The sequence below is a fragment of the Alkalihalobacterium elongatum genome, from assembly GCF_019024285.1.
Classification (GTDB): Bacteria; Bacillota; Bacilli; order Bacillales; family Bacillaceae_F; genus Alkalihalobacterium; species Alkalihalobacterium elongatum.
The window spans coordinates 27906-52277 of sequence record NZ_WMKZ01000016.1 but is presented as its reverse complement, the minus strand read 5'-3'; the positions used below and the strand labels follow the sequence as shown (position 1 = coordinate 52277).

Below are 24372 nucleotides of genomic sequence, written 5' to 3'. Positions count from 1 at the left end.
ATTAACCTACATGATCAATATCAAAAACTGGAACAAAGCAATATAGCAAAGTAGTTACTGTTGAAAAGGGGAAAGTCCTTCGGTGGCAAGAGTAATCATTAATTTAGCCATCTCTTTTGGTGATTCTTTTAACCCGTTTTTCAGCCAGTGTTGGACAATATGAATACTGCCATTAGCGATAAACATACTTAAGTATTCAGGGTTAAAGGGGAAATCTTTGTTGTCAGCAATTAATGATTTTAATAAATGCTTATGAGCAACCATCATGACTTTTTTTTGGAAATTTGGATTTCCATATTCACTGAATAACATTTGACAGCTTTCTCGATTTTGGACAATGTATTCTAACAATTTTTCCGTCATTTCGATGGCTTCTTCATTTTTAGTGTAGTTGTATAGGGACAAGGTTTTGTTCATGTCTTCAATGATCGTATTCTCAATTTGGTTTAATAGATCGTATAAATCTGTGTAATGAGAATAAAATGTCGACCGGTTAATGTCGGCTAATTCGCACACTTCTTTAATAGTAATTTTAGTTAAAGGTTTTTCTTGCATTACTTTCATTAAGCTTTCTTTCAATGCGAGTTGTGTATATTTAATACGTCTATCTAATTTTGAACTCACAGTTGTCACCCTTTTTTAATGAAAAATTTGTTAAATATCCAACACATTATAACTAGATGTCGGATAATAAACATAAGATACTAAACTGATTGTTGAATATCATACATAGTGTCATTATACTTAGACATTAGTTACGGTTCAAGGAGTTGTTCATAGGATGAGAGACATCGCTGGAATAATAATGAAATACAAAAAATCAATTGTAGTTGTTTTTATGCTCCTAACTGTGCTGAGTGCCATTGCTCAGTTTTTTGTTTCAATTAACTACAATATGAGTGAATACATGCCAGAGGATACGCCATCGACAAAAGCGATGGAGGTGATGGAAGAGGAGTTTGATGTCCCTCTTTCGAACGCACAAGTCATGATCCGGGATGTGTCTGTGCAAGAGGCGCTCTTATATAAAGACATGCTAGAGGAGATTGATGGTGTTTCAGATGTTGTCTGGCTTGATCAAGTGATGGATTTGAAAACACCTTTAGAAATGGCAGAAAAGGAATTAGTTGAGACTTATTATAAGGATAATAATGCACTCTTTTCGTTAACGATACGAGAAGGGGATGAGGTAGAGATTACAGATGCGATTTATGAACTGATTGGTGAGGAAAATGCATTGACAGGAGAAGCTGCCGATGCAGCAGTTGCTCAAAGTATGGCGGCGAGCGAAGCGATATATGCAGCTCTGTTGTTAGTCCCACTTATTATTATCATTCTCGTTATCTCAACAACTTCATGGATTGAGCCAGTGTTTTTCCTTACAGCGATTGGTGTATCTGTACTGATTAACTTAGGCACAAATATATTCATTGGCGAAATTTCTTTCGTTACGCAATCGGTCAGTCCCATTTTACAATTAGCGGTATCCCTTGATTATGCGGTGTTCCTTCTTCATAGTTTTGCACATTACCGAGATAAGACAGCAACCCCTGAAGAGGCGATGAAGTTAGCAATGAAAAACTCGTTTCCGGCAATTGCAGCGAGTGCTGCTACCACGTTCTTTGGGTTCCTGGCACTCACGTTTATGCAGTTTGAAATTGGAGCAGATTTAGGAGTTAATTTAGTTAAAGGGATTGTTTTGAGTTTTATTAGTGTAATGGTTTTTCTACCAGCATTAACTGTTGTTTTTTATAAATGGATTGATAAAACACAACATAAGCCTTTCATACCAAGCACCTTTTCCATTGGCAACGGAGTGATGAAGGTAAGAATAATTAGCTTAGTCGTTGTGTTCGTTCTCCTTGTTCCAAGTTTCTTGGCGCAACAACAAACGACGTTTATTTACGGTAGCGGTGAACACCCAGAGTCAACTCGTCTCGGTAGTGATATCATAGCAGTTGATGAGGTATTCGGTAAGACTACCCCGATTGTGTTGCTCGTGCCAAAAGGGGATGTTGCCAGAGAAGTAAGAATGGAACAAGATCTAGAAGAGGTTCAATATGTGACAAATGTGATTTCTTATAATCAAGCAGTTAGTCCAGCGATCCCGCCTGAATATCTAGATCCATCGATTACCGAACAGTTTCATTCGGAGAACTATAGTCAAATTATTCTTTATACGGAAACTGCAAATGAAGGAGATATTGCATTCCAAGTCGTTGAATCTGTTCGAGAAATTGCAGAATCTTATTACGGTGATGAAGCACTGTCTTTTGGAGAGAGCGTTGCCTTGTATGATATGAAAACAGTGATTACAAGAGACAATATAGTGGTAAACATTTTAACAGTTGTTGCCATTGGGCTTATCTTGACCTTAACATTTAAATCAATTTCTCTACCAATCATCTTACTATTGACGATCCAAGTGGCGGTATGGCTCAATTTATCTATGCCGTATTTTACAGATACACCTTTAGTCTTTGTCGGCTATTTAGTCGTTAGTACCGTACAGCTTGCCGCAACGGTCGATTATGCGATCCTTTTTACTGAAAATTATCTTGAAAATCGTAAAAAAATGCCTGCAAAGCAATCGATTATGAAAACGTTAAATGAGAAGACATTCTCTATTTCGATTTCTGCAGCTATTTTATCGTGTGTCGGCTTTATCTTATGGATTACGTCTAGTAATCCGATTGTAGGATCAATTGGATTACTTCTTGGAAGAGGGGCATTACTTGCCTTTATTATGGTTCTTTTCTTCTTGCCAGCCTTACTCTTCGTGTTCGATAAAGTGATAGGGAAAACAACTTTAAATGCAAACTTTCTTGGGGAGGACAAACAATGAAACAGAAAATAATGTTCATTTTTGTAGCGGTGCTTCTCGTCTTTCCATATTCAATAGGGAATGCCAATACAAATGGGAAGGCATCTTCCAAGGATGAGGTTGTCTATGGAAGCTTACGTGGAGATGGCTCACTGAACGAATTATATGTGGTTAACATATTGGACATTACGCGACCTGGCGCCATTTTCGATTATGGAGAATACACAGAGATTCGTAATTTAACGGACCTTTCCGTTATAGAGCAAGTCGGAGATGAGGTACAGTTTGAAGCTGCATCACCAGGTTGGTTCTACTATCAAGGAAATATGGTAGATCGTGAATTACCATGGCATATAGACATTTCTTACATGCTCGATGGAGAAGAAATTCTACCAGAAAATCTAGCAGGTCAAGAGGGTCGTTTACTGCTAACGATCAATACTTCAGAAAATGAGCAAGCAGACCCTGCATTTTTTGAAAATTATACAATGCAAATCTCTCTGACTCTTAATACTGAGAAAATCAGCATTATCCAGGCACCTGACGCAACAATTGCAAATTTTGGGAAAAAGAGGAAATTATCGTATACGGTCATGCCTGATAGCGAAGGTGATATCAGTTTACTTGCTGATGTAGTTGATTTTGAAATGGAAGGGATTGACATAGCAGCAATTCCACTATCAATGGCGCTTGATCATCTAGAAACAGACGAGATGACGAGTGAAATGCGGACCTTAAGTGATGCTATTCAAGAAATCAATAAAGGGGTTTCTGATTTAAACACAGGTGTGTCGGAATTGAATGATGGTGTTCAAAGCTTGAACACTGGATCACGTCAATACGAGACAGGGATGATCGAAATAAAAGGTGCTTCGAATGAAATCGTAGCTGCATCACGTACGATTGACGAATCACTAGCGAAGTTATATAAGGGACTTAGCGGCTCATCTGATGAGATGGATTTGAGTGATTTAACCCAATTGCCAGAAGGGTTGTCCCTGATTGCAAATGGCCTTGGTGAGGTAGCTGATGGATTAAACCAATTGCAAGAAAACTACGCAATCGCGTTTTCCGTTTTGGATGAAGCAATGAATAATATTCCTGGTTCGTCATTGCCTGAAGAAGAAATTCAACTATTGTATGCAAGCGGAGCTAATCCAGAAACGATTGAGCATTTAATGGAAGTTTTTGTTGCTGCGCAAACAGCAAAAGGAACGTATGACAATGTTAAAGCAGCTTTTGTTGCGGTAGGACCAACATTGGAAGGAACAAGCGGTGCCGCTAATGAAATAGGCAATCAATTACGTACGATGGCAAGTGAGTTGTCCGTCGCTTTTGAAAGCATGGAAGGGTTAGACGCATTAGGTGAATTAGAAGCAGGTATCGGATTACTTGCTGAAAATTATGGTGAGTTTCATGCGGGCCTTACTTCTTACACAGAGGGTGTTGCGCAGCTGGCAAACTCCTACTCTGAGATTGCTTCTGGATTTAATGAAGTAGCAAAAGGGACGTCAGAATTAAGTTCTGGTGTGAGAGAACTTAATGATGGCACAGCAGAGTTAGCTGATGCTACAAATGATTTACCAGAAAAAATGCAAGAAGAGATCGATGCAATGATGGACGAATTTGATAAATCTGATTTCGAGCCTGTTTCGTTTGTATCTCCAAGAAATACAAACATTGCTTCTGTTCAATTTGTTCTTAAAACAGAACCGATTGAATTAGAACAAGAGGAAGAACCGACTTTAGTTGAAGAAGAAGAGAACATTGGCTTTTGGGAACGTTTAAAGCGTTTGTTTTCTTAGTAATAAAAACTAAAAGCACTAGACGAACATTCGTAAAGAGGGTGTCCCAAAATCAAGATTTTGGTGACAACCTCTTTTATTTTTAATTGAAATGAAAATAAAAGAAGACACATTATCCCTCAAACCATTGCCCCCACTGAGTATCTTCAGCAACCTTTCGTCTCTCCACAGTTAGTAGGTTCGCCATATTCCGTAAAGATAAGGCATAAAGCTAGTTTATCCGTTTTTGTTAATAAAGATAAATGGTTCGTTTGAAGGCCTGCACAACAGTTGGTTGTCACAGTGACGAATTATGAGTGTTGGTTATTGTTAGTACAAATCAAGTTATAGTGAAGAGCTAAATTATATGATTGAGAGGAATTACTAATTTGGACCTAATTTTATTGATTTTAAATATTGTAAGAAGACTATACGTTAAGTGTATATAATAATTTATAGCAACGCAGATGGAGGAATTATTTTTTAGTGGATTTGCAAAGTTAGTCCATAGAATTCATTGCACCTACTATGACCGAAACTTCACATCACATGGAGCACATCTTGGTTCAAGGGCGTATCGAGCTGCATACGTAGTAGTTATTCAATAAGTTAACGTAAGCAATGCTCCATGTGAAGAAAGTAGTTGTACCTTCATTTGCTTTTAAGCTTTAAATGGGGATAAATTTGTGTTTTTATCTATTCATTTGTCTAAAGGTAATTCTTCATATCTGATATAAACTTTAAACTTCATTTTCTAATTTTGCTAAATTCACTTCGTATATTTGACGGGGTCTTCCTTTATGACTCATTGTTTCTTTACCGATTACTTGAACAATTCCTTTGTCTTGTAGGGACTTTAGTATTCTTGTCGCATGACGCGCACTCGTGTTCATACCTATCTTGACATCTCTAGTTGTGATTTGGTTTTTGTTGAACATTTTCATCCAAGCGTAAAATTTACGAATAGTTAACGAAGAAGCATTATCTAAGCCATCGGTTTGTGTTAATTGATATTCAATAGAATTTGAAGAGCCGAGTGGTCCAATTATTTTTTTATCTTCGTTAATTAGAAAAACACAATCACCGCCATGTTCTTTTGCAAAAACAAGTGCTTTACTAGCATTAAATGTTGCATCTTCGGCTGTATCACCCATACCGACACCCAAACTAATCGACTGGGAGTACATAGATTTGATGCTATTAATAATGGAGAAGTTTCTAAGATGATTTGTTGCTTTCTCTAATATCCCTCTCGTCATATATAAAGTTATAATGTTTTCGCTACTTTCACCAGAAACTGAGAAAAATTGTTGTCCATACGTCAAAACTTCATCTTTAATAGCCTCGTATTCTCCTTTTATTTCCTTACTTGCATCTTTATCGTAATGGTCAATTTGGCATTTTAGAACGGTAATTTGTGATAGATGTTTCTTTTTTTCAATTGCCATTAGTATTCCATGGTCTAGAGTTTCTCGGATCGTTTGCTTTGTGTTCTTTAACAAGAAAACTGGAATTTTCATTTCCTTAATACGCTCAAACGTAGATTGTGTAGCGGTGACAATAACTTGCACTTTATTTTTTCGCCATAATTTTAAATGTTCTTCAATCGTTTTCTCGGTATCAAAATCTTGACCTAATACGGTAATATATCTATCGATGTGTGATAATCCTAAATCTTCATATACTTCATCGATATCTGCTGTTTTTAATGCTTCAAAGCTAATAATAGGAAAGAAGTTGTAGGTCATATAGATGCGCATTAATGTATTGTAGATCGTAACTCCTTTGTAAGGTAGAAAAACAGTTCGTGTTGTTTTATTTAGAACATCTTTAGAAAAGAAGTAGGGGATAGGACCGCCATAAACAATAACATCAGCAAACTTTTGTGCTTCAATCGTGTGCATAGGAGCTTCTTTTAAGGTTTTACATACAAAAGAAACAACCTCTAGTTGTTGATCATATTCATTTATAACTTCTTCAATAGCATTAACTGGAATTTTAGAACCGATAATAGCAATTTTTAATTTCATAAGTCCCCCTCCATAGTAAAGTACTATGACTTTAGTAATCTATCTTTAATATAACGAATGTAGATTAATCTGGTCTATCGCTTTAAAAAATTAATTTGTGTGCATTTGATATGGTAGTCCTGAATATTTTATAACATGTCTTTAATATATCCTTATTTCATCAAAAACTAAAGAAATATAAATTTGATTAAAGCACAATTTTTTTAAAGTGAAAGCCAAAACACATATAAACCCTAACGGTTAAAGTTAATCAAAATGCTATTTAAATTTTCAAAATATATTGACAATTAATATGTTATAATCTATATTCTCATTAAAGGTCTTTAATATGTCCTTAAATGTTTTTAGTATCCGAGGGGGTAAATGAAATGAGAAGTGTGAAGATATCAGCTTGTCAATTTGAGCTAAAGAAACTTAGAAATTTTGAGGATTTTGTGCAACAAATTCAAGAACAACTAATTCAAGTTCCTTCAGATAGTGACTATGTTATTTTCCCCGAATTATTTACCACTGGTTTACTTACGACTTTACCTCAATTTGAAAACTTTAGTGTGAAAGAAATGACTCTTCTGAATCAATTCACAGACCAATTTAAAGAATTTTTTATTAAAACTGCAAAAGAACGTAACCAAGTCATTATTGCGGGTTCCCATTTAGAGTATAAAAATAACAATCTATTCAATATTACTTATCTTTTTGATAAGAACGGGACATACGTTGAACATAAAAAAACACATATTTTTCCTGCTGAAGCTCAATGGGGAACAAATGAAGGTGATGAAATCAATGTATTTGATATTGGTCCTGCAAAGGTTGGGATAGCAAACTGTTATGAAATGCAAATACCAGAAGTATCTCGTATTTTAGCTGTTCAGGGAGCTGAAATTATTTTTTCTCCATCATATACCTTCAGTGAATATGGTTTTTGGCGTGTAAGACATTGTGCTCATTCACGCTGTATTGAAAATCAAGTGTATGTAGTTCATTGTTCAACGATTGGAACTCCAGGTGGCATTATTCCAAAAGGAATTGGAAAAGCCTCAATATTAAGCCCTTGTGATGAACCATGGTCGAAAAAAGGAATTGTGGTAGAAGGTGAAATGAATAAATCCATGACCATCACTGGAACTGTAAACATTGATGAACTAGCTAATAATAGAGAATCTGGAGCTACAACTACATTCAATGATCGAAAGCGTCGTGAAGAATTGTATAGAAAATATGAACCTTACCGTTATGAATAATAAATTTTCTTTTGAAATTCTACTTTGGGGGTGGTTATAAAAAAATTTGTAGGGGGTCTTATTTTCACTATCAAAAACATTGAGGAGGATGGAATTTGAAAGCGACATTTCGATTACCTAAAACGCCAAAAGGATGGTTATTTTTATTTCTTATTGTGTTAAATGTAGTCCTTGGATGTTGGCCTGTCATTCTGTTATTTAATACGGAAACGATTGTTTTTGGTATACCGTTTCTCATGTTTTGGACGTACTTAATTGTTTTTTCAACTACCTTAACTATGTGGTTGTCAACGAAGATGGGGGTGTATTAAATGATCCCATTTCTAATTACAATTGCTTATATGGTTGTAGCCATTTATTTAGGGTTAATTGCAGGTAAAGGAAAAAAGATGGACACAGTTGAAGAATGGGGAGTAGCTGGCAGAAGTATGAGTGGTATCGTTATGTACCTTCTCATCGGTTCTGCTGGGATAAGTGCGTATACGTTTATGGGGGCTCCTGGATGGGCGTACTCCAAAGGTGTACCAGTACTATATGTAGTTGTGTATTTGACGTACATGGCAATAATGGCTTGGTATTTAGGACCAAGAGTATGGGAACTCGGTAGAAAATTTGGTCACGTTACACAGGCGGCAGCTGTTTCACACAGATATGAAAGTAAAGCCCTTGGTGGATTAACAGCACTTGTGACATCAATTGGTATATTAGCATTTGCAGTACTTCAAACGACGGGGGCAGCGTATATTCTTCATGTTATGAGTAAAGGGGTAATTCCTGTCTGGGTTGGTGTTTTTATATCATTAGGGGTTATCTCGATTTATTTGTATCGTAGTGGGCTACGAGCGATTGGTTTAACTAATGCGTTTCAGGGGGCATTGATGTTGGTTGTGGCCTGGTTTGTTGGACTCTGGATCACAAAACAATATACTGGAACTTTTAGATTTACAGAAGTCTTTGAAAAAGTAAGAGCTGAAGCACCTGAATTTCTAACCCTCCCTGGTGCGCTTAATGATATGGGCTTTATGTTCTGGACGACTTCAATCTTAATTTCAATGTTCTCTATATGGCAGACACACTGGATACAATGGATGGGGGCAAGGTCGCAAAAAGCTGTACGTAATGCAGCAATGATGTTACCTACCTATTATGTCGTAATTCTACCAATGTTAGTTGTAGGCTTTATTGGCATCTTCGTCCTTCCTGATTTACAACGTGCAGATACAGTAGCTATTCAAATGGCGATGGATTATATGCCAGTAATTGTTGCAGGACTTCTTGGAGCTGGGACGTTAGCTGCGGCGATGTCCTCTAGTGAACCTTGTATTCACGGAGTAGCGCTAAGTTATAGTAAGGATATCATTCAACCCGCATTTAAATTGAGTGATGAAAAAGTAGCTAAGCTTACGCGTAAGTTGATTTTCCCAATTATGCTTTTTATCATTGCTCCTATTTCAATTATGGAGCCTGCTAGTCTAGTATATATTTTATTAATAGGTTATGGATTTATCGGCCAATCTTTCCCTGTTATTGTAGGTATGTTCTTTTGGCCGAGAGCTACTAAGCATGGAGCATTCTGGGGGCTGTTAGTTGGGTTTATAGTGACAATAATCTTCTCGGTATGGATACCGCACCCACTTGGAGTTCATGCTGGAATTTGGGGTCTGATGGCTAACTTCCCAATCTTTATAATTGTTAGCTTACTGACAAAACCAGCTTCATATGATTCTATTCAAAATTTCTTCCCAGATATGGTAGATGAAGTATATGATGTTCCTGTTGATTCGAATACAGGCCGTCCAATCTCTAATTAATATTATGCAACGGTTCACTTTCTTTTATTAAGTTTTGTTAGATATTAATATGTAAGCGATTACAAATAGTAGGAGTGATTGATAGTGGCAGATACTATTTTTATTAACGGGCAAGTATTAACGGTCAATAAACACGATACAATTACGGAAGCTGTAGCGGTAGAGGGGAATAAGATAGTTGCGGTAGGTAGAAATGAAGAGGTAAAACAGTTGATATCAGAAAATACGAAAGTTATAGATTTAAAAGGAAAGAGCTTATTACCAGGGTTTATTGATTCTCACCTGCACATTACGATGTATGGGACGAATAAGTTAGCCGTTAGTTGTAAGGATCCTAGTATTGGGTCACTAGATGATCTTATTATCGCATTAAAAGATAAAGCAGCAAATACTCCAAAGGGTCAGTGGGTAAGAGCGTGGGGATTTAATAATACAAAAATTGCCGAAGGTCGCTACCCTACACGTTATGAATTGGATCAAGTTTCAACAGAGCATCCAGTACTAGTTATTCGTGCCTGTGGACATATTTCAGTAGCAAACAGCATGGCCCTTGAAATAGAGGGAATTGAAAATGATACGCCAGACCCCGAGGGTGGAGAAATTATCAGGGATGAAAATGGAGTACCGACAGGAGTACTAGTAGAGCAAGCGCATATGAATATATTTGAAACCGCTCAATTTTCTCAAGAGGAGCTTACAAAAGCAGTAGAGGCAGCATCAAGAGATTTTGTTGAAGCTGGAATTACAAGCATTCATGATGCGGGTGGCTATGGACCTGATAATCTAAGAGTCTTACAACAAGCAGTTAAGAGTGGAGGAGTAAAGACAAGAATATATGCTATGATCTGTTCGCTAAATCAATCAGAGGAATTTATCCGAAAAGCAATTGATTCTGGTATTACTACAGGATTAGGGGATGAGAAGTTCCGTATTGGTCCTGCGAAAGTATTTATTGATGGTAGTAGTAGTGGTCCAACAGTTGCAACAAGACAGCCATACACAAGTGATGAAGAAAATTATGGCATACTTTACTACACGCAGGAAGAGCTAAATCAAATTTTAGGGGAAGCGCATGAGAAAGGTTTCCAAATTACTGCACATGCTCAAGGTGATCGGGCAATTGAAATGTTATTAAACTGTATAGAAAAAGCACTAGAGAAAAATCCCCGTCAAGATCACCGCCACCGTATTGAGCATTCTGGTATCACAATGCCTGATCTTGTGACTAGAATTAAAAAACTAGGAGTTGTTCCTATTCCTAATCCACCATTCTTTTACGAGTATGGAGATGGATATATTAAAAATTATGGAGAGAGAGTTAACCATATGTATCCTGTAAAAGATTTTATCGAAAGTGGAATTATCGCGGCTGGTGCTTCTGATAATCCTGTAGCCCATTATAACCCATTATTAGGTATTCATGTTGCTGTTAATCGAAAAAGTCAAACAGAACAAGTAGTTGGTATAGGGCAAAAAGTTGATATCTTAGAAGCTATTCGATTATACACATGGAACGGGGCATATGCTAGTTTTGAGGAAAAATTCAAAGGGAGTATAGAAATAGGCAAATTAGCAGACCTAGTTGTATTAGATTGTCCAATTACTGAGGTTGACGTCGAAAAAATCAAAGATATTAAAGTTGAAATGACAATCATTGACGGAGAAATCGTCTATGAAAGTGAGGCAGTTCATATTTAAATATCATTTAATTCGAGGGTAATACATGGTTAATTGCCCTTTTTGCTAAAATAAACAGGTTTAAGTAGTGTTGAAAATTTGTTAATTAAAGATATAAAATATGTGTTAAACCAAAAGAACCGCCTTATATAAAAAGGCGGTTTATTAATTTTTATATATGTATTGAACTGACTCTTTTAGCCCCTGCTCATATGACAAGAATACTGAATAATACTGATTAACAGGAAAATGAATTATTAGTTGAGCAATTGCATGGTTTTTTCTAAGACATCTTTTTTCGTTTGCAGTCGATAAGTAGATATCTATGAAAATGGAAATTGTTTTGGTTCTAAAAAAATTGTAGATCCGTTAACTGGTTATGAAACTAGAGATGCATGGCTTAATGAAATATTATAGATCAAAAAAGTATATGGAGTTATGTTACTGTTCCACCTAAATTCACAGAGTAAAGATGTTAAATTAATATAATGAATTTAAATAAAAGAAAACTTATACTGTGATTTTTATTGTAAACCTGATAGATTAATTGGTTATGGAGTTTCAGACAGCTGTGAGCTAGGAAAAGCCAAAAGTTCAACGTCAGATTAAAATTATAGAGCTACATTTTTTTAGAAAGTACTAGTGATGGTCTAATCAATTAGATATATTAGACCATCATTACACCTAGAACAGTTATAATATTACTATGTACATGATTTATTTTTAGCAAAAAGAGCGGTAGTCATTTAAGTTTGTTTTACTAAATTTACTTCAAGATCATTCATAGTTGGGGGTTTCGTTTATTATGGCAATTGTACACTTTAAAAAAAGTCTCGAGACATTAAGGGAAATATATTCTGACAATCTGTCTGTGCCTTTAATTGCAGAAGATTTATTGGCTTGTCCTTTGGACGGTGATGCACTAGAAGTAAAACAGTACATGGAGGAATCAGACTTTGACTTTTATGGTGTTGAAAGTAATGGAAAGATAATTGGCTATATTGTCAGGACTGAACTGAAAGATGGTTTGATCTCGGAATATGTTCATCCTTTCGAAATGGATGATCTTATTTCAGAATCAACATCTCTCATAGAACTACTGCAAATATTTAAAGATAAAAATCCAGTGTTTGTACTAGAAAAAAACCAAGTAAAGAAATTACTAACATTAGCAGATTTACAAAAACAACCAATCCGTATGTTAGTATTTGGCTTAATTTCTCTATTAGAAATGAATTTATTAGAGTTAATTAAAAAAAATTACCCAGACGATGGTTGGACACAGTGTTTAAGTGATGGAAGAATAGAAAAAGCATTTGAAGTATACGAAAAAAGAAAGCAAAAAAATGAGGGGCTAGGCCTAATTGAATGTATCCAGCTATCTGATAAAGGAACAATCATCCGAAAAACACCGCAACTGTTAGAACAGCTGGAATTTCAATCAAAAAAAGAGGTGGATCGTTTCTTTAGCTCTATTGAAGAGTTAAGAAACAATACAGCCCATTCTCAAGAATATGTATATGATGATTTTAATGACTTCTTGGATTCTATTACGAGAATAGAGAAATTGTTAAGGGTGATTTAATGGACAACATAAAATACGTTACATAAGTGCTTGTACAAAGCCTTAGAAACAAACAGGTAAACTAAATTGCACTCCTAGAATGTATTAGAGCAAAGTTGTTTGCCACTTTTTAAGGATGTAAAAGTATTGTATGAATTTTGGAGTACAAGGTTCCTTACCTTGAGGAACGTAAGCTCACAAAATGATCTTTATGTCCTTAAAAAGACCCAAAAAGAGCTATTAACAATTATGGTGGAAGGAAGTATCTGACCTTTGGTGAACGGTAGCATCCTAGTTAGGGGATAATCCCAGTGATGGTAAAAGAAAAAGATTGGAACATTTGCTTAATCTGTTAAGTTTACACGAGGATAGTGCATTAAATAAAAGAGATCAACTAACACTTAGGGCTTAAAAAATAAATAATATTAACAATAAGTGTTCAATTATTTATTATTGTATACCTATAATTTGTGTTTTGTATATTTATTGACGAATAGATCTCCCACCATCTACTGGGAAAACACCACCAGTTATGAAATCAGAATCTGATGAAGCTAGAAATAAAATCAATTTTCCGATATCTTCTGGGTAGCCAACCCTTCCTAGGGGGTTTTTAGGATAACCAGTTTTAAGCTGAATTTTTTCAGTAAGAGGAGTCTTGATTGAACCAGGACAAATTGCATTTACACGAATACCATAAGAACCATATTCAGCTGCTAATGATTTTGTAAGAGAAATAATTCCACCTTTACTTGCCGTATAAGCATCCATGTTAATCCATCCTCTTAAGGCGGCCATAGAGGAAATATTTATAATCGACCCGCCTTTACCTTCTTTCATATGAGGAATTGCATATTTTGTACATAAAAATACGCTTTTTAAATTGATGGATAGTATTTTGTCCCATACATCTTCTTCCAAATTTTCTACATTACTATCTTGGTTTGGCCACCAAACTCCAGCATTATTACATAGAATATTTATTTCACCATAAGTATCTATGGCAGTTTTCATTATACCTTTAACAACATTTGAGTTTGAAACATCTCCGCATATTGCTTTAACTGTAGCGCCCTCATTGAGTAATTCTTCTTTTAACTGATTAATATTTTCTTCATTGATATCATTAATAATTAGTTTAGCATTGCGTTCAGCAAATAACTTAGCCGTTTTTCGACCAATACCAGATGCAGCACCAGTGATTATAACAACTTTTCCTTTAATAAAAATCAACCTCCTTTAAAATTCTACTTTCAAAACAAGGTATGTTAGTACAAAGAGAGAAAAATGTAGGGAAAATAAAAGTTAGTAAAACAATACCTTACATTAGAATTACTTTGTATAATCAACCTATTACAATCTACTTTAAACATGAATCAGTTTTCAATAAGATATTACACCCAATTATAAATGTTGTCAATAGTCAGAAAAATGAATAAGTAGTCAAATTAAAACAAAGAGGGATTGACAATTCAGAAAATTATGGATATTATCAACTTGAAACCTAATTCAACTTTCAATTTTGTGAGTGTTAGCAATAAGTAGAGTGAGAGCTTTACAATTATCAAACAATGAGGTTGTGAAATAATTGGAAAACTATAAATCAAAAAGTGTAGTACCTAAAACTGATAGGGGTTTAAAAACTAAACAGAAGCTTTTAGATGCTTCAGAGCTAGTTTTCGGAGAAATGGGATATTATCAAGCTGGGATAACAGATATAACAAGGGAAGCTAATGTTTCTTTAGGAACATTTTATACTTATTTTCAATCTAAAGAGGATATTTTTCGCGACTTAGTTATGCATATGCAAAAGATACTTAGAAAAGAAATAGTTGAAAAAACAGATGGTATAACTGATCGAATTGAGTTAGAAAGAGAAGGATTAAAGATATTCTTTAATTTTTTACAAAAACATAAATACCTATTTCGATTATTTCGACAAGCAGAATTTGTTGATGAAGAATTACATCGACAATTTTATGAAACTTTCTCAAAAGGATATATCGAAGGACTGTCAAAAGCGATGGAAACTGAACAAATTAGGAATATCAATCCTATTATTCTAGTCTATAGTTTTATGGGGATTATGGATTATGTAGGAATGAAATGGGTTTTATGGGAAGGTCGCGAAGTAAATGATGATTTTATTGATGAAATTATGTCGTTTATTAAATACGGCATTGTTAAAACAAGAGTAGATGACTAAATTTCATATAAAAAATAGATAAAAAAATGTTAATTATTTTTCTACTGTTTTTAGGAAGATTGCTTGGTGTACGTAACTAACTGTATGTTACTAAACGAAAGCATGAAGTAATACTAGTATAAGCAAATAATTTAACTATAGAATTTTTTTTCGGAGGTGTATTTATGAGAGTTAGAGATTTGGATAAATCACAAACAGCATTATATTTTGAAAATGGCTATTGGAAAAATAAGGTTACATCAGACTATGTACAAAAATGTGCCTTGGAGTTTCCTTACAAAATTGCGGTGGTTGATGGTCAAAGAAGTGCAACATTTAAAGAAATAGAAGAACTATCAATTAAATGTGCTACAGGGTTGTATAGATATGGGATTAGAAAAGGGGATGTTGTCTCATTCCAACTTCCAAACATATTAGAGGCAGTCATACTTTATCATGGAATTACAAGATTGGGTGCAGTGGCCAATCCGATTGTTCCTATTTATAGAGGGAAAGAATTACGTTTTATATTAAATCAAGCAAAATCAAAGCTTGTATTTATTCCAGGTAAATATAGAGGCCATGATTATCCAGAAATGTACCAAGAAATTTCGAGTGAACTTCCTCACTTAGAAAAAATCATTATAGTTAATGAAGAAAAGGAAACAGCATTTTTAACATTTAATGAGTTTCTGTACTCTGATGTAAACATTGATGAAAATATTCAAGAATACAGTTTACCAACAGGTGATGATATCGTTCTTTTATTATATACATCTGGGACAACATCTAATCCTAAGGGGGCTTTACATAGCCATAATACATTATTATATGACGTAGATTATTTAACTAAATGGTTCCGGCTTAATGAAAGAGACTGTATTTTTAATCCTTCACCTATATCACATATAACAGGAATTCTATGTGCGCTAAATATCCCGTTTTTAATTGGATGTACAGTCGTACTTCAAGATAAATGGGATCCAGATCAAGCAATTAAAAATATATCAGATAATAAGTGTTCTTTCATGATCTTTGCTACACCGTTTTTACAAGGGATTTTATCGTCACCTTTAAGAAGTTTATATGATTTACGTTCAATCCGATATATTTGTTGTGGTGGGGCAGATATGAATCCTTTATTTATTAAAAAGGCATCAGAAGAATTAGGTTGTACCGTTGTTAGACAATACGGAGCAACAGAGCTTCCCTCTGCTACATGTACAAATATAGAAGATAGTCCTGACAAAAGATATAGTTCCGACGGGAGATGGATGTCTCCAACAGAAGGAAGAATAGTTAATGAGAATAACGAAATATGTAATCCAGGTGAAGTTGGAGAAGTTCAATGGAGAGGTCCTGAAATGTTCTTAGGATATCTAGACCAGTCATTGAATGAAGATAGTTTCACAAAGGATGGTTGGTTTAAAACAGGGGATTTAGCAAAATCTGACGAAGATGGGTATATCTATATTACTGGTAGGAAGAAAGATATTATTAATCGAGGAGGTGAAAAAATAAGTGCAAAGGAAGTAGAAGATGTATTGCTCGAACACCCAAAAGTAAAAGAAATCGCAATAGTGGGTATTCCAGATCCTGTAATGGTTGAAAGAGCTTGTGCATTCGTTGTTTGTGAGGAACAAAATGTTATTACTTTTGAAGAAATGACACAATTTTTAAATACTAAAGAATTGGCAAAGCAAAAATATCCTGAATATTTAGAAATCATTACTGAATTGCCAAAGACAGCAAGTGGGAAAATTCAAAAATTCGTATTGAAGCAGGGAGTCGAAAATTTAAATTAGCTTAGGAGGTGAAAATAGATTACGAGTCTTAAGAAGGCTGGATTGAAGGCGATACTTTTTTAAAAATTGCTTTCGGTGAAAGCGCTACCAAAGGGAAATTAACAGAAATGGAAAGATAAATTAAATAAAAAGGACTAGTCAAAGTGGTTTTACATATGACTAGTCAAGAAGATAAATAAGCTATGAAATAAGTATATCAAGATATGTTCAGTATAACAAATTATGTGGCTCAATTCTTTTAAAATAATAAGCTAACAAGAAAAGTCCAAAGAATATATTCAGAAAATTTAAAATTCAACAGAAATAAAAAGGGTGAAAAATTTGAGTTATCAATTCCTAGAAGTTAGAGTAAAAAATCGGATAGCTATTGTTGAGATTAATAGGCCACCAATGAATGCAGCAAATCGCAAAATGTACCAAGAAATCACTTCTATCTTCTTAGAAATTGGTGATAGAGATGACTGCGATGTAGTAATTCTTACAGGGAAAGGAAAGGCTTTTCTAGCGGGGAATGATTTACAGGAGTTTATTGAGATGACTCCAGAGAATGCACCAGAACAAATGAAAATTGTTAGAGAGGCTTTTTGGGCAGTATATGATTGTAAAATACCAGTTATAGCAGCTGTAAACGGGTATGCCTTAGGGAGTGGGTTTGGATTTGTGAGTTGTTGTGATATTATTATCGCTTCTGAAAAGGCACAGTTTGGATTACCGGAAATAAATGTGGGAGTTCTAGGAGGCGCCAAATTTGGTTCTCGAATTCTACCAGAAATGGTAATGAGAAGAATGTATTTTACTGGGGAATCAATGACAGCTAAGGAGGTTGCTTCCTATGGAGCTATAAGTGAAATAACTCCTCCAGAAAATTTATTAAATACCGCCATCGCATGGGCTAAGAAAATAGCTACTAAAAGTTCAGTTGCACTGAAAATGGCAAAAGAAAGTCTGAATGGTAGTGAATTCATGAATTTAAAAGACGGATACGAATTTGAACAAGGATATACTTGTAAACTATCAGGGGACAATGAATCAAAAGAAGCTGTTAGAGCTGTTATGGAAAAAAGGAAACCTATCTTTAAGAAAAAATAATAAAAAAAAGTATTTATCAAAATTTTAAGGAGGATAAAGTTATGAAAATATATATAAAAGGATTGTTATATCTAAGCATTTTAATTTCAATATTTATTATAACTGCATGTGGAAATGATCAAACAGTAAGCGAAAATAAAGTTAATGTAGAAGAGGCAGAACCAATTCATTTCAGAGCTTCATCTGGAATTTCCGAGCAACACTTTTTCCACAGAGGGTTTATAACTCCTTTATTCGAGCGACTTGAAAATGAAACAGATGGAGCTTTAAGCTTTGAAGTATTTTCAGCTGGAGAACTTGTCCCACTCGGGAGTGAATATGATGCACTACGACAAGGAACAATTGACATCGGACTTACCTTATCAGCAGTATATGATCCTCAAAGATTCCCATACTCAGAAGTTGTAATGTTACCTTTATTAGAATCTAATTCAAATATAATAGCGAATGCAGTTCAAAAAATGGCTGAAAGTGATCGTGAAATTAGTGATGGTAAAACTTATTATGAGTTAGAGTTTGGGGATAAAGATTTAGTTGTATTTTTCCTTCCACCAACAGAACCTTATGTAATTTCAACAACTAAACACAAATTTGATACAGTAGAAGATTTTAATGCAAGTATCAGAATGCGTACTCCTTCTCGAGTTCATGAAATTTTAGCAAGTAACTTAGGATTAACTTCTCTCTCAATGCCAATAACAGACGCTTATGATGCACTAAGTCGTAATGCATTAGATGGGTTGTTTTATAATGTTCCTGATTGGAAAGCAATCGGCTTAGATGAATTAATTAAATATACAATAGAAGGAGTAAATTTAGGCCATTTTGTTAACCAAATTGCAATGACTCAAGAGACATGGGATAAAATACCTAAGGATATACAGGAAAAATTTAGAAATGCAGCAAATGAAATTATATATGATGGTGCACAACTTACAATGAACGAAATGGTTGAAAATAAAGAAAATAATATCGAGAAAGGTGGAGAATTTATCCACATAAACGAATTAAATTCAGAAGCCAGAGATATTATTAATTCAGCTGTTGTAGATACATGGCATGACTGGATTGAAAACTTAGAAAGTGAAAATCTTGCTGGAAAAGAGATGGCAATCCTGTGGAGAGATATGTTAGTAGAAGCAGGTGCAACTTTACCAGATGAAATTATGGAACTTAAATAAGAACTTTAACATTTTGGAGTAAAGATTTAATGATAACTATGTGAATGGTAATTTCGTTAAATAAACATCGGCTTTGTTCAAATCATAATAGGAGGAATAATAATGTCCAAAACGTCTACATTACATTCAAATAAAACTCGTACTTTCTTTACTGAAGAACATGAACTTTTTCAAAAGTCATTAAGAAAGTTTCTTCAAAAAGAGGCTGAACCATATTTTAATCAATGGGAGGAAGAAGGAAGGGTCCCAAGAGAGTTCTGGAAGAAACTTGGAAAAGGCGGGTTCCTATGTCAGTGGTTTGAAGAGAAATATGGGGGTATGGAAATTGACTTTGGTTTCTCTGTTATATTAGCAGAGGAATGTGAAAGAATTGGAGCAGGATTAATTGGGATAACAACACACTGTGATATAGTTGCCCCTTATATTTCATCGTTTGGAACAGAGAAACAAAAGGAAAAATATTTGGAAAAATTTTCAACTGGCGAATTAATATCATCCATAGCAATGACGGAACCTGGGGCAGGATCAGATTTAGTGAAAATAAAAACAACGGCTATCAAAGATGGCGATCATTATATCTTAAATGGCTCAAAAACATTTATTACGAATGGTACTCAAGCTGATCTTTTTGTTGTGGCTTGCAAAACTGACCCAAAAGCAGAACCTGCTCATAAAGGGGTAAGCTTAATATTGGTTGATAAAGATACACCTGGATTTTCTGTTGCCAGAAAACTTGATAAAGTAGGGATGAGATCTTCCGATACTGCCGAGCTATTTTTTGATAACGCAATTGTTCCAATCGAAAATTTATTAGGTGAAGAGGGTCAAGGGTTTCCTTATTTAATGGAAAAACTTCAACAAGAACGATTAATTACAGCGATTACTGCTCAAGTTGCTGCAGAAGATATGTTGAAGATAACAATGGAATATATTAAAGAACGTGAGGCATTCGGGAAGAAAATTAGCCAGTTTCAAAATACTCAATTTAAAGTGGCAGAAATGGCAACCGAAATACAGTTAGGCCGAACATTTGTTGATGATTTAGTAGTAAGGCATATAGCGGGAGAAAATATTGTTACAGAAGTATCAATGGCGAAATACTGGATTACGGAAATGGCAAAACGAACTTCTGGAATTTGTATGCAACTTCACGGTGGCTATGGTTATATGGAGGAATATAAGATTGCTCGTCGGTATAGGGATATACCTGTGTATTCTATTTTTGCTGGTGCAAATGAAATAATGAAAACAATCATTTCCAAAAATATAAATCTTTAAATAAAACTAACACCTCAATTGTTAAGAATCTCTTAACAATTGAGGTGTTTTAATATAATTGAAAACAAATATTAAAAACAGAGATACTATTGTATGAAAAGGAATTAATAAAATCTGTTGATGATATAAATCAATTGTTAAATCGCTTTAGTTTAAATTTATAACGTAGGTGTAATTGCAAATGAGGAGTTCGGAAAGAAATACTTAAACTAGTATTAAATGTTTTGGGTGAGTTAGCTGATACTTCGGAACTTTTTATGAGGAGTTTACAAATGTGTAACCTGTTCAACAAAGAAAAAGGAATATACTAAGTGGAAAAAACCACTACTCCAATAATCGAACGAAACGTTTTTTGTCGAAAATTCTATAATTAACGAATTAAATTTAGATAGTCTCAGAGCCGTTTTTGGTAATCTGGAAGTAAGGGGACGGTTTTCTTGCTTCTTTTGTTCGCTAAACGATTGATGCAGTATAACTGTCCCTGTTCCTCACGTTTAGGCGATAGGAATTAAGCATTTATGATATTGAAACTTTATATAGCAAGAGGTTAAGATGTGTTTTTTTGCCTAGATAAGTTATCATGTACTGCAGCTATTTTTAGTTTCTTACAATGCAATCATGTTGCTTCTATGTATAATGTCAGTTGGTCTAATATTTTGTCTATAGGTTTCAAACTTTAAGTTTAAACTGTCTTAAACAGTATATTTCTTGGAACTCCTAGACATAAAAATCTCCATAAGATAAATGTGAAAAATAGACTACTGACTTTTCATCCGCTGCACAGTCTCCACTTCAAAACTCTCTTATTCAAGGCTGATATCTTATCGTCAACATGCTGAACAATATACTTGGTCACTTTGTACCCTATTTTGTCACTTCTCAATTCCTTGTAAATCTGGTGTTATTCTACTACAAGCCAATCCAGTTCAGTCTTGACTTTATGACAGTTAAGTTCGAGTTCCTGTCATTATCAGTTTAATCTCGTGATTCCTCAAGTCGCTGTTGTCCGTCTTTCAGATCATCTTGATAATAAAGGAGGAACCTGGTGGAATAATTGGTAACTCAGTATGCGTATCAAATCAAGCAAGCAACTACAAAGTTGCACGATGAAAGTGGTGGACATTGAGTAATTCTCCGAAATTTATACCGAATATGACGATCGCATGACTTGAAAACAGATATCTGGTCAAGGCCCACTCGCTAAGTATATCGACCTGAATTAATTTATTTTAAAAATATTTGAAAATTGGAATAATCTCTAAAAAAACTGACTATTTATATATCATATATGATATATGATATTGAGCACCACGAAAGGAGGGTAAAGCATGAAAGTATATCAAACTAAGAAAGAAATAATTTATAGTACCTTAAAGAAAGAGATATACGAGGGTATTTATGAATTCGGAGAAAAATTAGTTATTAGTCAACTGGCTAAACGATTTAAAAGTAGTGAAATTCCAGTTAGGGAGGCTATGAATCAGCTAAAATCTGAAAGCCTTATTGAATTCAAACCACATGTTGGAGCGATTGTAAGTACTTTGTCTCCAAAAGACATTCGTAACATTTTTGAGTTACGCATTGAATTGGAAGGGCTTGCAACAAGATTAGCTGTAGATAGACTTGATGAAAAAGATCTTGAAGAAATCCGTAATATATTGGATATCTCTATAAAAAGTTATAAAGAAAAAGACTATGAACATTTTGAAAAACAAAATGTGAAGTTCCATATGAAAATATACAACGCATGTGAAAATCATTTACTTACTAAGAACATTGAAGATTTATGGAGGAATACAAATCGTTATCCATCATTGTTTAAAGAAAATGACAATCACATTAAACTTTCAATTCAGGAACATGAAGATATTTATACTGCTTTATTGCAAAAAAACGGTGTATTGGCTGAAATGAATATGTTGAAGCATAAGGCTCGAGCTGGAAAAGGAATTTTAAGCCTTACACAACAAGATTTTTATAAGGGGTTAGATGAGTCAGATGTAAGTAAGACACAAAGAATTACAACTTTAGAAAACTAGCAAAAAATGACCCTTTAACATATGGAGAAAAAATAGGAGGATGGATATTTCTTAATGAAGATAATTTCTTACCTAAAAGAAAATCGAATGAGTGTGGGTGTTATCCAAGATAAATCAGTAATTGATATTAGTAATGTATTTCCCAATGTCTTATCAATAATTAAAGCTGGACGTGAAGGAATAGAGGAGATTAATAAATTCTTAAGTTCTAAGCCTGAACAAATGGTTTTAAAAAATGAAGATTTACTACCACCAATTACTAAATTAGAACGAAATATTATTTGTGTTGGATGGAACTATTTAGAACATTTTAACGAACGTGCCCAGCAGGATATTGAACTTCCTAACAAACCAACAATTTTCACAAAAGCGACAACTACTGTTGCTGGACCATATGAAGACATTCCATATCCCAAAAAATTTACTAATAAATTAGACTACGAAGCAGAGCTTGCAGTAGTAATTGGACGGGAAGGGAAACAAATCTCTGAAGAAAATGCTTCAGAATATATTTTCGGATATATGTGTGCAAATGATATATCTGCAAGAGATGTACAGCAATTACATGGCGGTCAATGGTTTATGGGGAAAAGTATGGATAAGTCTTGTCCTTTAGGGCCGTGGTTAGTAACAAAAGATGAGATAAAAGACGCACAAAGATTAGATATACATTGTAAAGTTAACGGCCAAATTGTTCAATCGAGTAACACTAGCCTCATGATCTTTCCTATAAATAAAATTATCGCTGAAATTTCAAAAGCAATGACCATAATGCCAGGTGATATTATTCTTACTGGGACACCATCAGGGATTGGATCGAAACGTGAACCACCAATTTTGTTGAAAGAAGGAGATATCATAGAGGTATCTATTTCGGAAATTGGAAGGATTAATAACAAGATTATCACGGAAAAGATCCGATGAATTGTTGACTTTAGTACTCTCTTTTTAAAAATTACTTTTTGATGAGGTGTAAATATGTCTGTTCCTCAATTAGATAACAGTAGACTTGGATTCACAAAAAAGAATGAATTAATATCGAAAGAAACAAAAAGTTTGAATATTTTTAACAAAACAGGTGTCGTAGGAGAAAAAATATGGATGGGGCATACCTTAGTTGAGCCAGGTGGTGTATCTAACGCACACCATCACCAACAATCCGATACCGTTCATTATGTATTAAAAGGAAAGGGTATCTTTTTTTACGGAGAAAATTTTGAAAATTCTGTAGAAATTAGTGATGGAGATTTCATTTATATTCCACCTTATCAAAAATACACTTATAAAAATGCAAGCCACACTGATTTACTTGATATGGTCACTACAATGGCGCCAGAACACCAAGTAGTATATGTGAGCAAAAATGAAAAAATTGAAATACCCAAAGGTTTTGCGCAGGAAGATAGAGTTTCAGTTGTAAGAGGTTCAAACTTAACTGATTTAACTAATCAAACGAAAAATATGCCTCGAAAAACAGCAATTCAGGCAACTAATCTTTGGATTGGACGTGTAACTGGGGAACCTTCAAAGGATTCAGGTGCGCATCATCATGGTGATGCTGAGACAGCTGGATTTATCATTAGCGGTACAACTCGGATCTTATATGGTGATAATTATGGAAAATATGAAGACTTCAACCCTGGAGACTTCCTAAGAGTACCTACTTTTTTACCTCACATAGAACGTAATGTAAGCGCTTCCGAACCGGTGGAGTTTTTGACTGCACGTAATCCCAAAAACATTGTAGTCAATTTAGAAAGTTAATATTACCTAGCAGGTTTGACATAAATTAATAGTTTTTTTCATCTATTGGAAGCTGACTTAAATCACTTAAATCAGCAAATAGATTATATTACGTGGG

The 24372-nt window shown here is 34.5% G+C and carries 18 protein-coding genes; 15 read left to right on the top strand and 3 right to left on the bottom strand.

What is annotated here, in order from left to right; all coding sequences use genetic code 11:
* Nucleotides 1-54 precede the first annotated feature (54 nt).
* A complete protein-coding gene (locus GKP30_RS15175) occupies nt 55-624 on the bottom strand; it encodes a TetR/AcrR family transcriptional regulator (RefSeq protein WP_216830303.1) in 570 nt (189 codons plus the stop codon).
* Between the two features lie 157 nt (nt 625-781).
* Here GKP30_RS15175 and GKP30_RS15170 point away from each other — a divergent pair, with 157 nt between their 5' ends.
* Together GKP30_RS15170 and GKP30_RS15165 are read left to right on the top strand one after the other, a co-directional pair.
* Nucleotides 782-2845 (top strand): efflux RND transporter permease subunit, encoded by a 2064-nt coding sequence (locus tag GKP30_RS15170; protein ID WP_216830302.1) that lies wholly within the window; start codon nt 782-784, stop codon nt 2843-2845.
* On the top strand, nt 2842-4629 hold the full coding sequence (locus GKP30_RS15165) for a methyl-accepting chemotaxis protein (protein ID WP_216830301.1): 1788 nt from the start codon (nt 2842-2844) through the stop codon (nt 4627-4629). The genes GKP30_RS15170 and GKP30_RS15165 overlap by 4 nt, the downstream gene beginning before the upstream one ends.
* A gap of 719 nt (nt 4630-5348) precedes the next feature.
* Here the strand turns inward: GKP30_RS15165 and GKP30_RS15160 are convergent.
* On the bottom strand, nt 5349-6638 hold the full coding sequence (locus GKP30_RS15160; RefSeq protein WP_216830300.1) for a hypothetical protein: 1290 nt from the start codon (nt 6636-6638) through the stop codon (nt 5349-5351).
* A gap of 368 nt (nt 6639-7006) precedes the next feature.
* On the opposite strand from GKP30_RS15160, the gene GKP30_RS15155 reads away from it, so the two are divergent.
* From GKP30_RS15155 to GKP30_RS15135, 5 genes are all read left to right on the top strand, one after another.
* A complete protein-coding gene (locus GKP30_RS15155; protein WP_216830299.1) occupies nt 7007-7882 on the top strand; it encodes a nitrilase-related carbon-nitrogen hydrolase in 876 nt (291 codons plus the stop codon).
* Nucleotides 7883-7977: 95 nt separating this feature from the next.
* Nucleotides 7978-8193: a hypothetical protein gene (locus GKP30_RS15150; protein WP_216830298.1), complete on the top strand. Its 216-nt coding sequence runs from the start codon at nt 7978-7980 to the stop codon at nt 8191-8193.
* Complete coding sequence (locus tag GKP30_RS15145) at nt 8194-9693, top strand: sodium:solute symporter family protein (protein ID WP_216830297.1); 1500 nt, start codon at nt 8194-8196, stop codon at nt 9691-9693.
* Nucleotides 9694-9774: 81 nt separating this feature from the next.
* The gene (locus GKP30_RS15140; protein WP_216830336.1) at nt 9775-11391 is read left to right on the top strand and encodes an amidohydrolase; all 1617 of its coding nucleotides are present in this window, start codon (nt 9775-9777) and stop codon (nt 11389-11391) included.
* A gap of 784 nt (nt 11392-12175) precedes the next feature.
* Nucleotides 12176-12955, top strand: a complete 780-nt coding sequence (locus GKP30_RS15135; protein ID WP_216830296.1) for a hypothetical protein — start codon at nt 12176-12178, stop codon at nt 12953-12955.
* A 462-nt stretch (nt 12956-13417) separates the two neighbouring features.
* Here the strand turns inward: GKP30_RS15135 and GKP30_RS15130 are convergent, their stop codons facing one another.
* Nucleotides 13418-14167 (bottom strand): SDR family NAD(P)-dependent oxidoreductase, encoded by a 750-nt coding sequence (locus GKP30_RS15130; protein WP_216830295.1) that lies wholly within the window; start codon nt 14165-14167, stop codon nt 13418-13420.
* 355 nt (nt 14168-14522) lie between these two features.
* On the opposite strand from GKP30_RS15130, the gene GKP30_RS15125 reads away from it, so the two are divergent.
* From GKP30_RS15125 to GKP30_RS15090, 8 genes are all read left to right on the top strand, one after another.
* A complete protein-coding gene (locus GKP30_RS15125) occupies nt 14523-15140 on the top strand; it encodes a TetR/AcrR family transcriptional regulator (protein WP_216830294.1) in 618 nt (205 codons plus the stop codon).
* A gap of 164 nt (nt 15141-15304) precedes the next feature.
* Nucleotides 15305-16924, top strand: a complete 1620-nt coding sequence (locus GKP30_RS15120; protein ID WP_216830293.1) for an AMP-binding protein — start codon at nt 15305-15307, stop codon at nt 16922-16924.
* 321 nt (nt 16925-17245) lie between these two features.
* A complete protein-coding gene (locus GKP30_RS15115) occupies nt 17246-18013 on the top strand; it encodes an enoyl-CoA hydratase-related protein (protein ID WP_216830292.1) in 768 nt (255 codons plus the stop codon).
* A gap of 41 nt (nt 18014-18054) precedes the next feature.
* Nucleotides 18055-19194: a type 2 periplasmic-binding domain-containing protein gene (locus GKP30_RS15110; protein WP_216830291.1), complete on the top strand. Its 1140-nt coding sequence runs from the start codon at nt 18055-18057 to the stop codon at nt 19192-19194.
* Nucleotides 19195-19296: 102 nt separating this feature from the next.
* The gene (locus tag GKP30_RS15105) at nt 19297-20472 is read left to right on the top strand and encodes an acyl-CoA dehydrogenase family protein (protein WP_216830290.1); all 1176 of its coding nucleotides are present in this window, start codon (nt 19297-19299) and stop codon (nt 20470-20472) included.
* Between the two features lie 1328 nt (nt 20473-21800).
* Nucleotides 21801-22511 (top strand): GntR family transcriptional regulator, encoded by a 711-nt coding sequence (locus GKP30_RS15100; RefSeq protein WP_216830289.1) that lies wholly within the window; start codon nt 21801-21803, stop codon nt 22509-22511.
* 54 nt (nt 22512-22565) lie between these two features.
* Nucleotides 22566-23435, top strand: coding sequence for a fumarylacetoacetate hydrolase family protein (locus GKP30_RS15095; protein ID WP_216830288.1), 870 nt, complete (start codon nt 22566-22568; stop codon nt 23433-23435).
* A 54-nt stretch (nt 23436-23489) separates the two neighbouring features.
* Nucleotides 23490-24275, top strand: coding sequence for a cupin domain-containing protein (locus GKP30_RS15090; RefSeq protein WP_216830287.1), 786 nt, complete (start codon nt 23490-23492; stop codon nt 24273-24275).
* Nucleotides 24276-24372 lie beyond the last annotated feature (97 nt).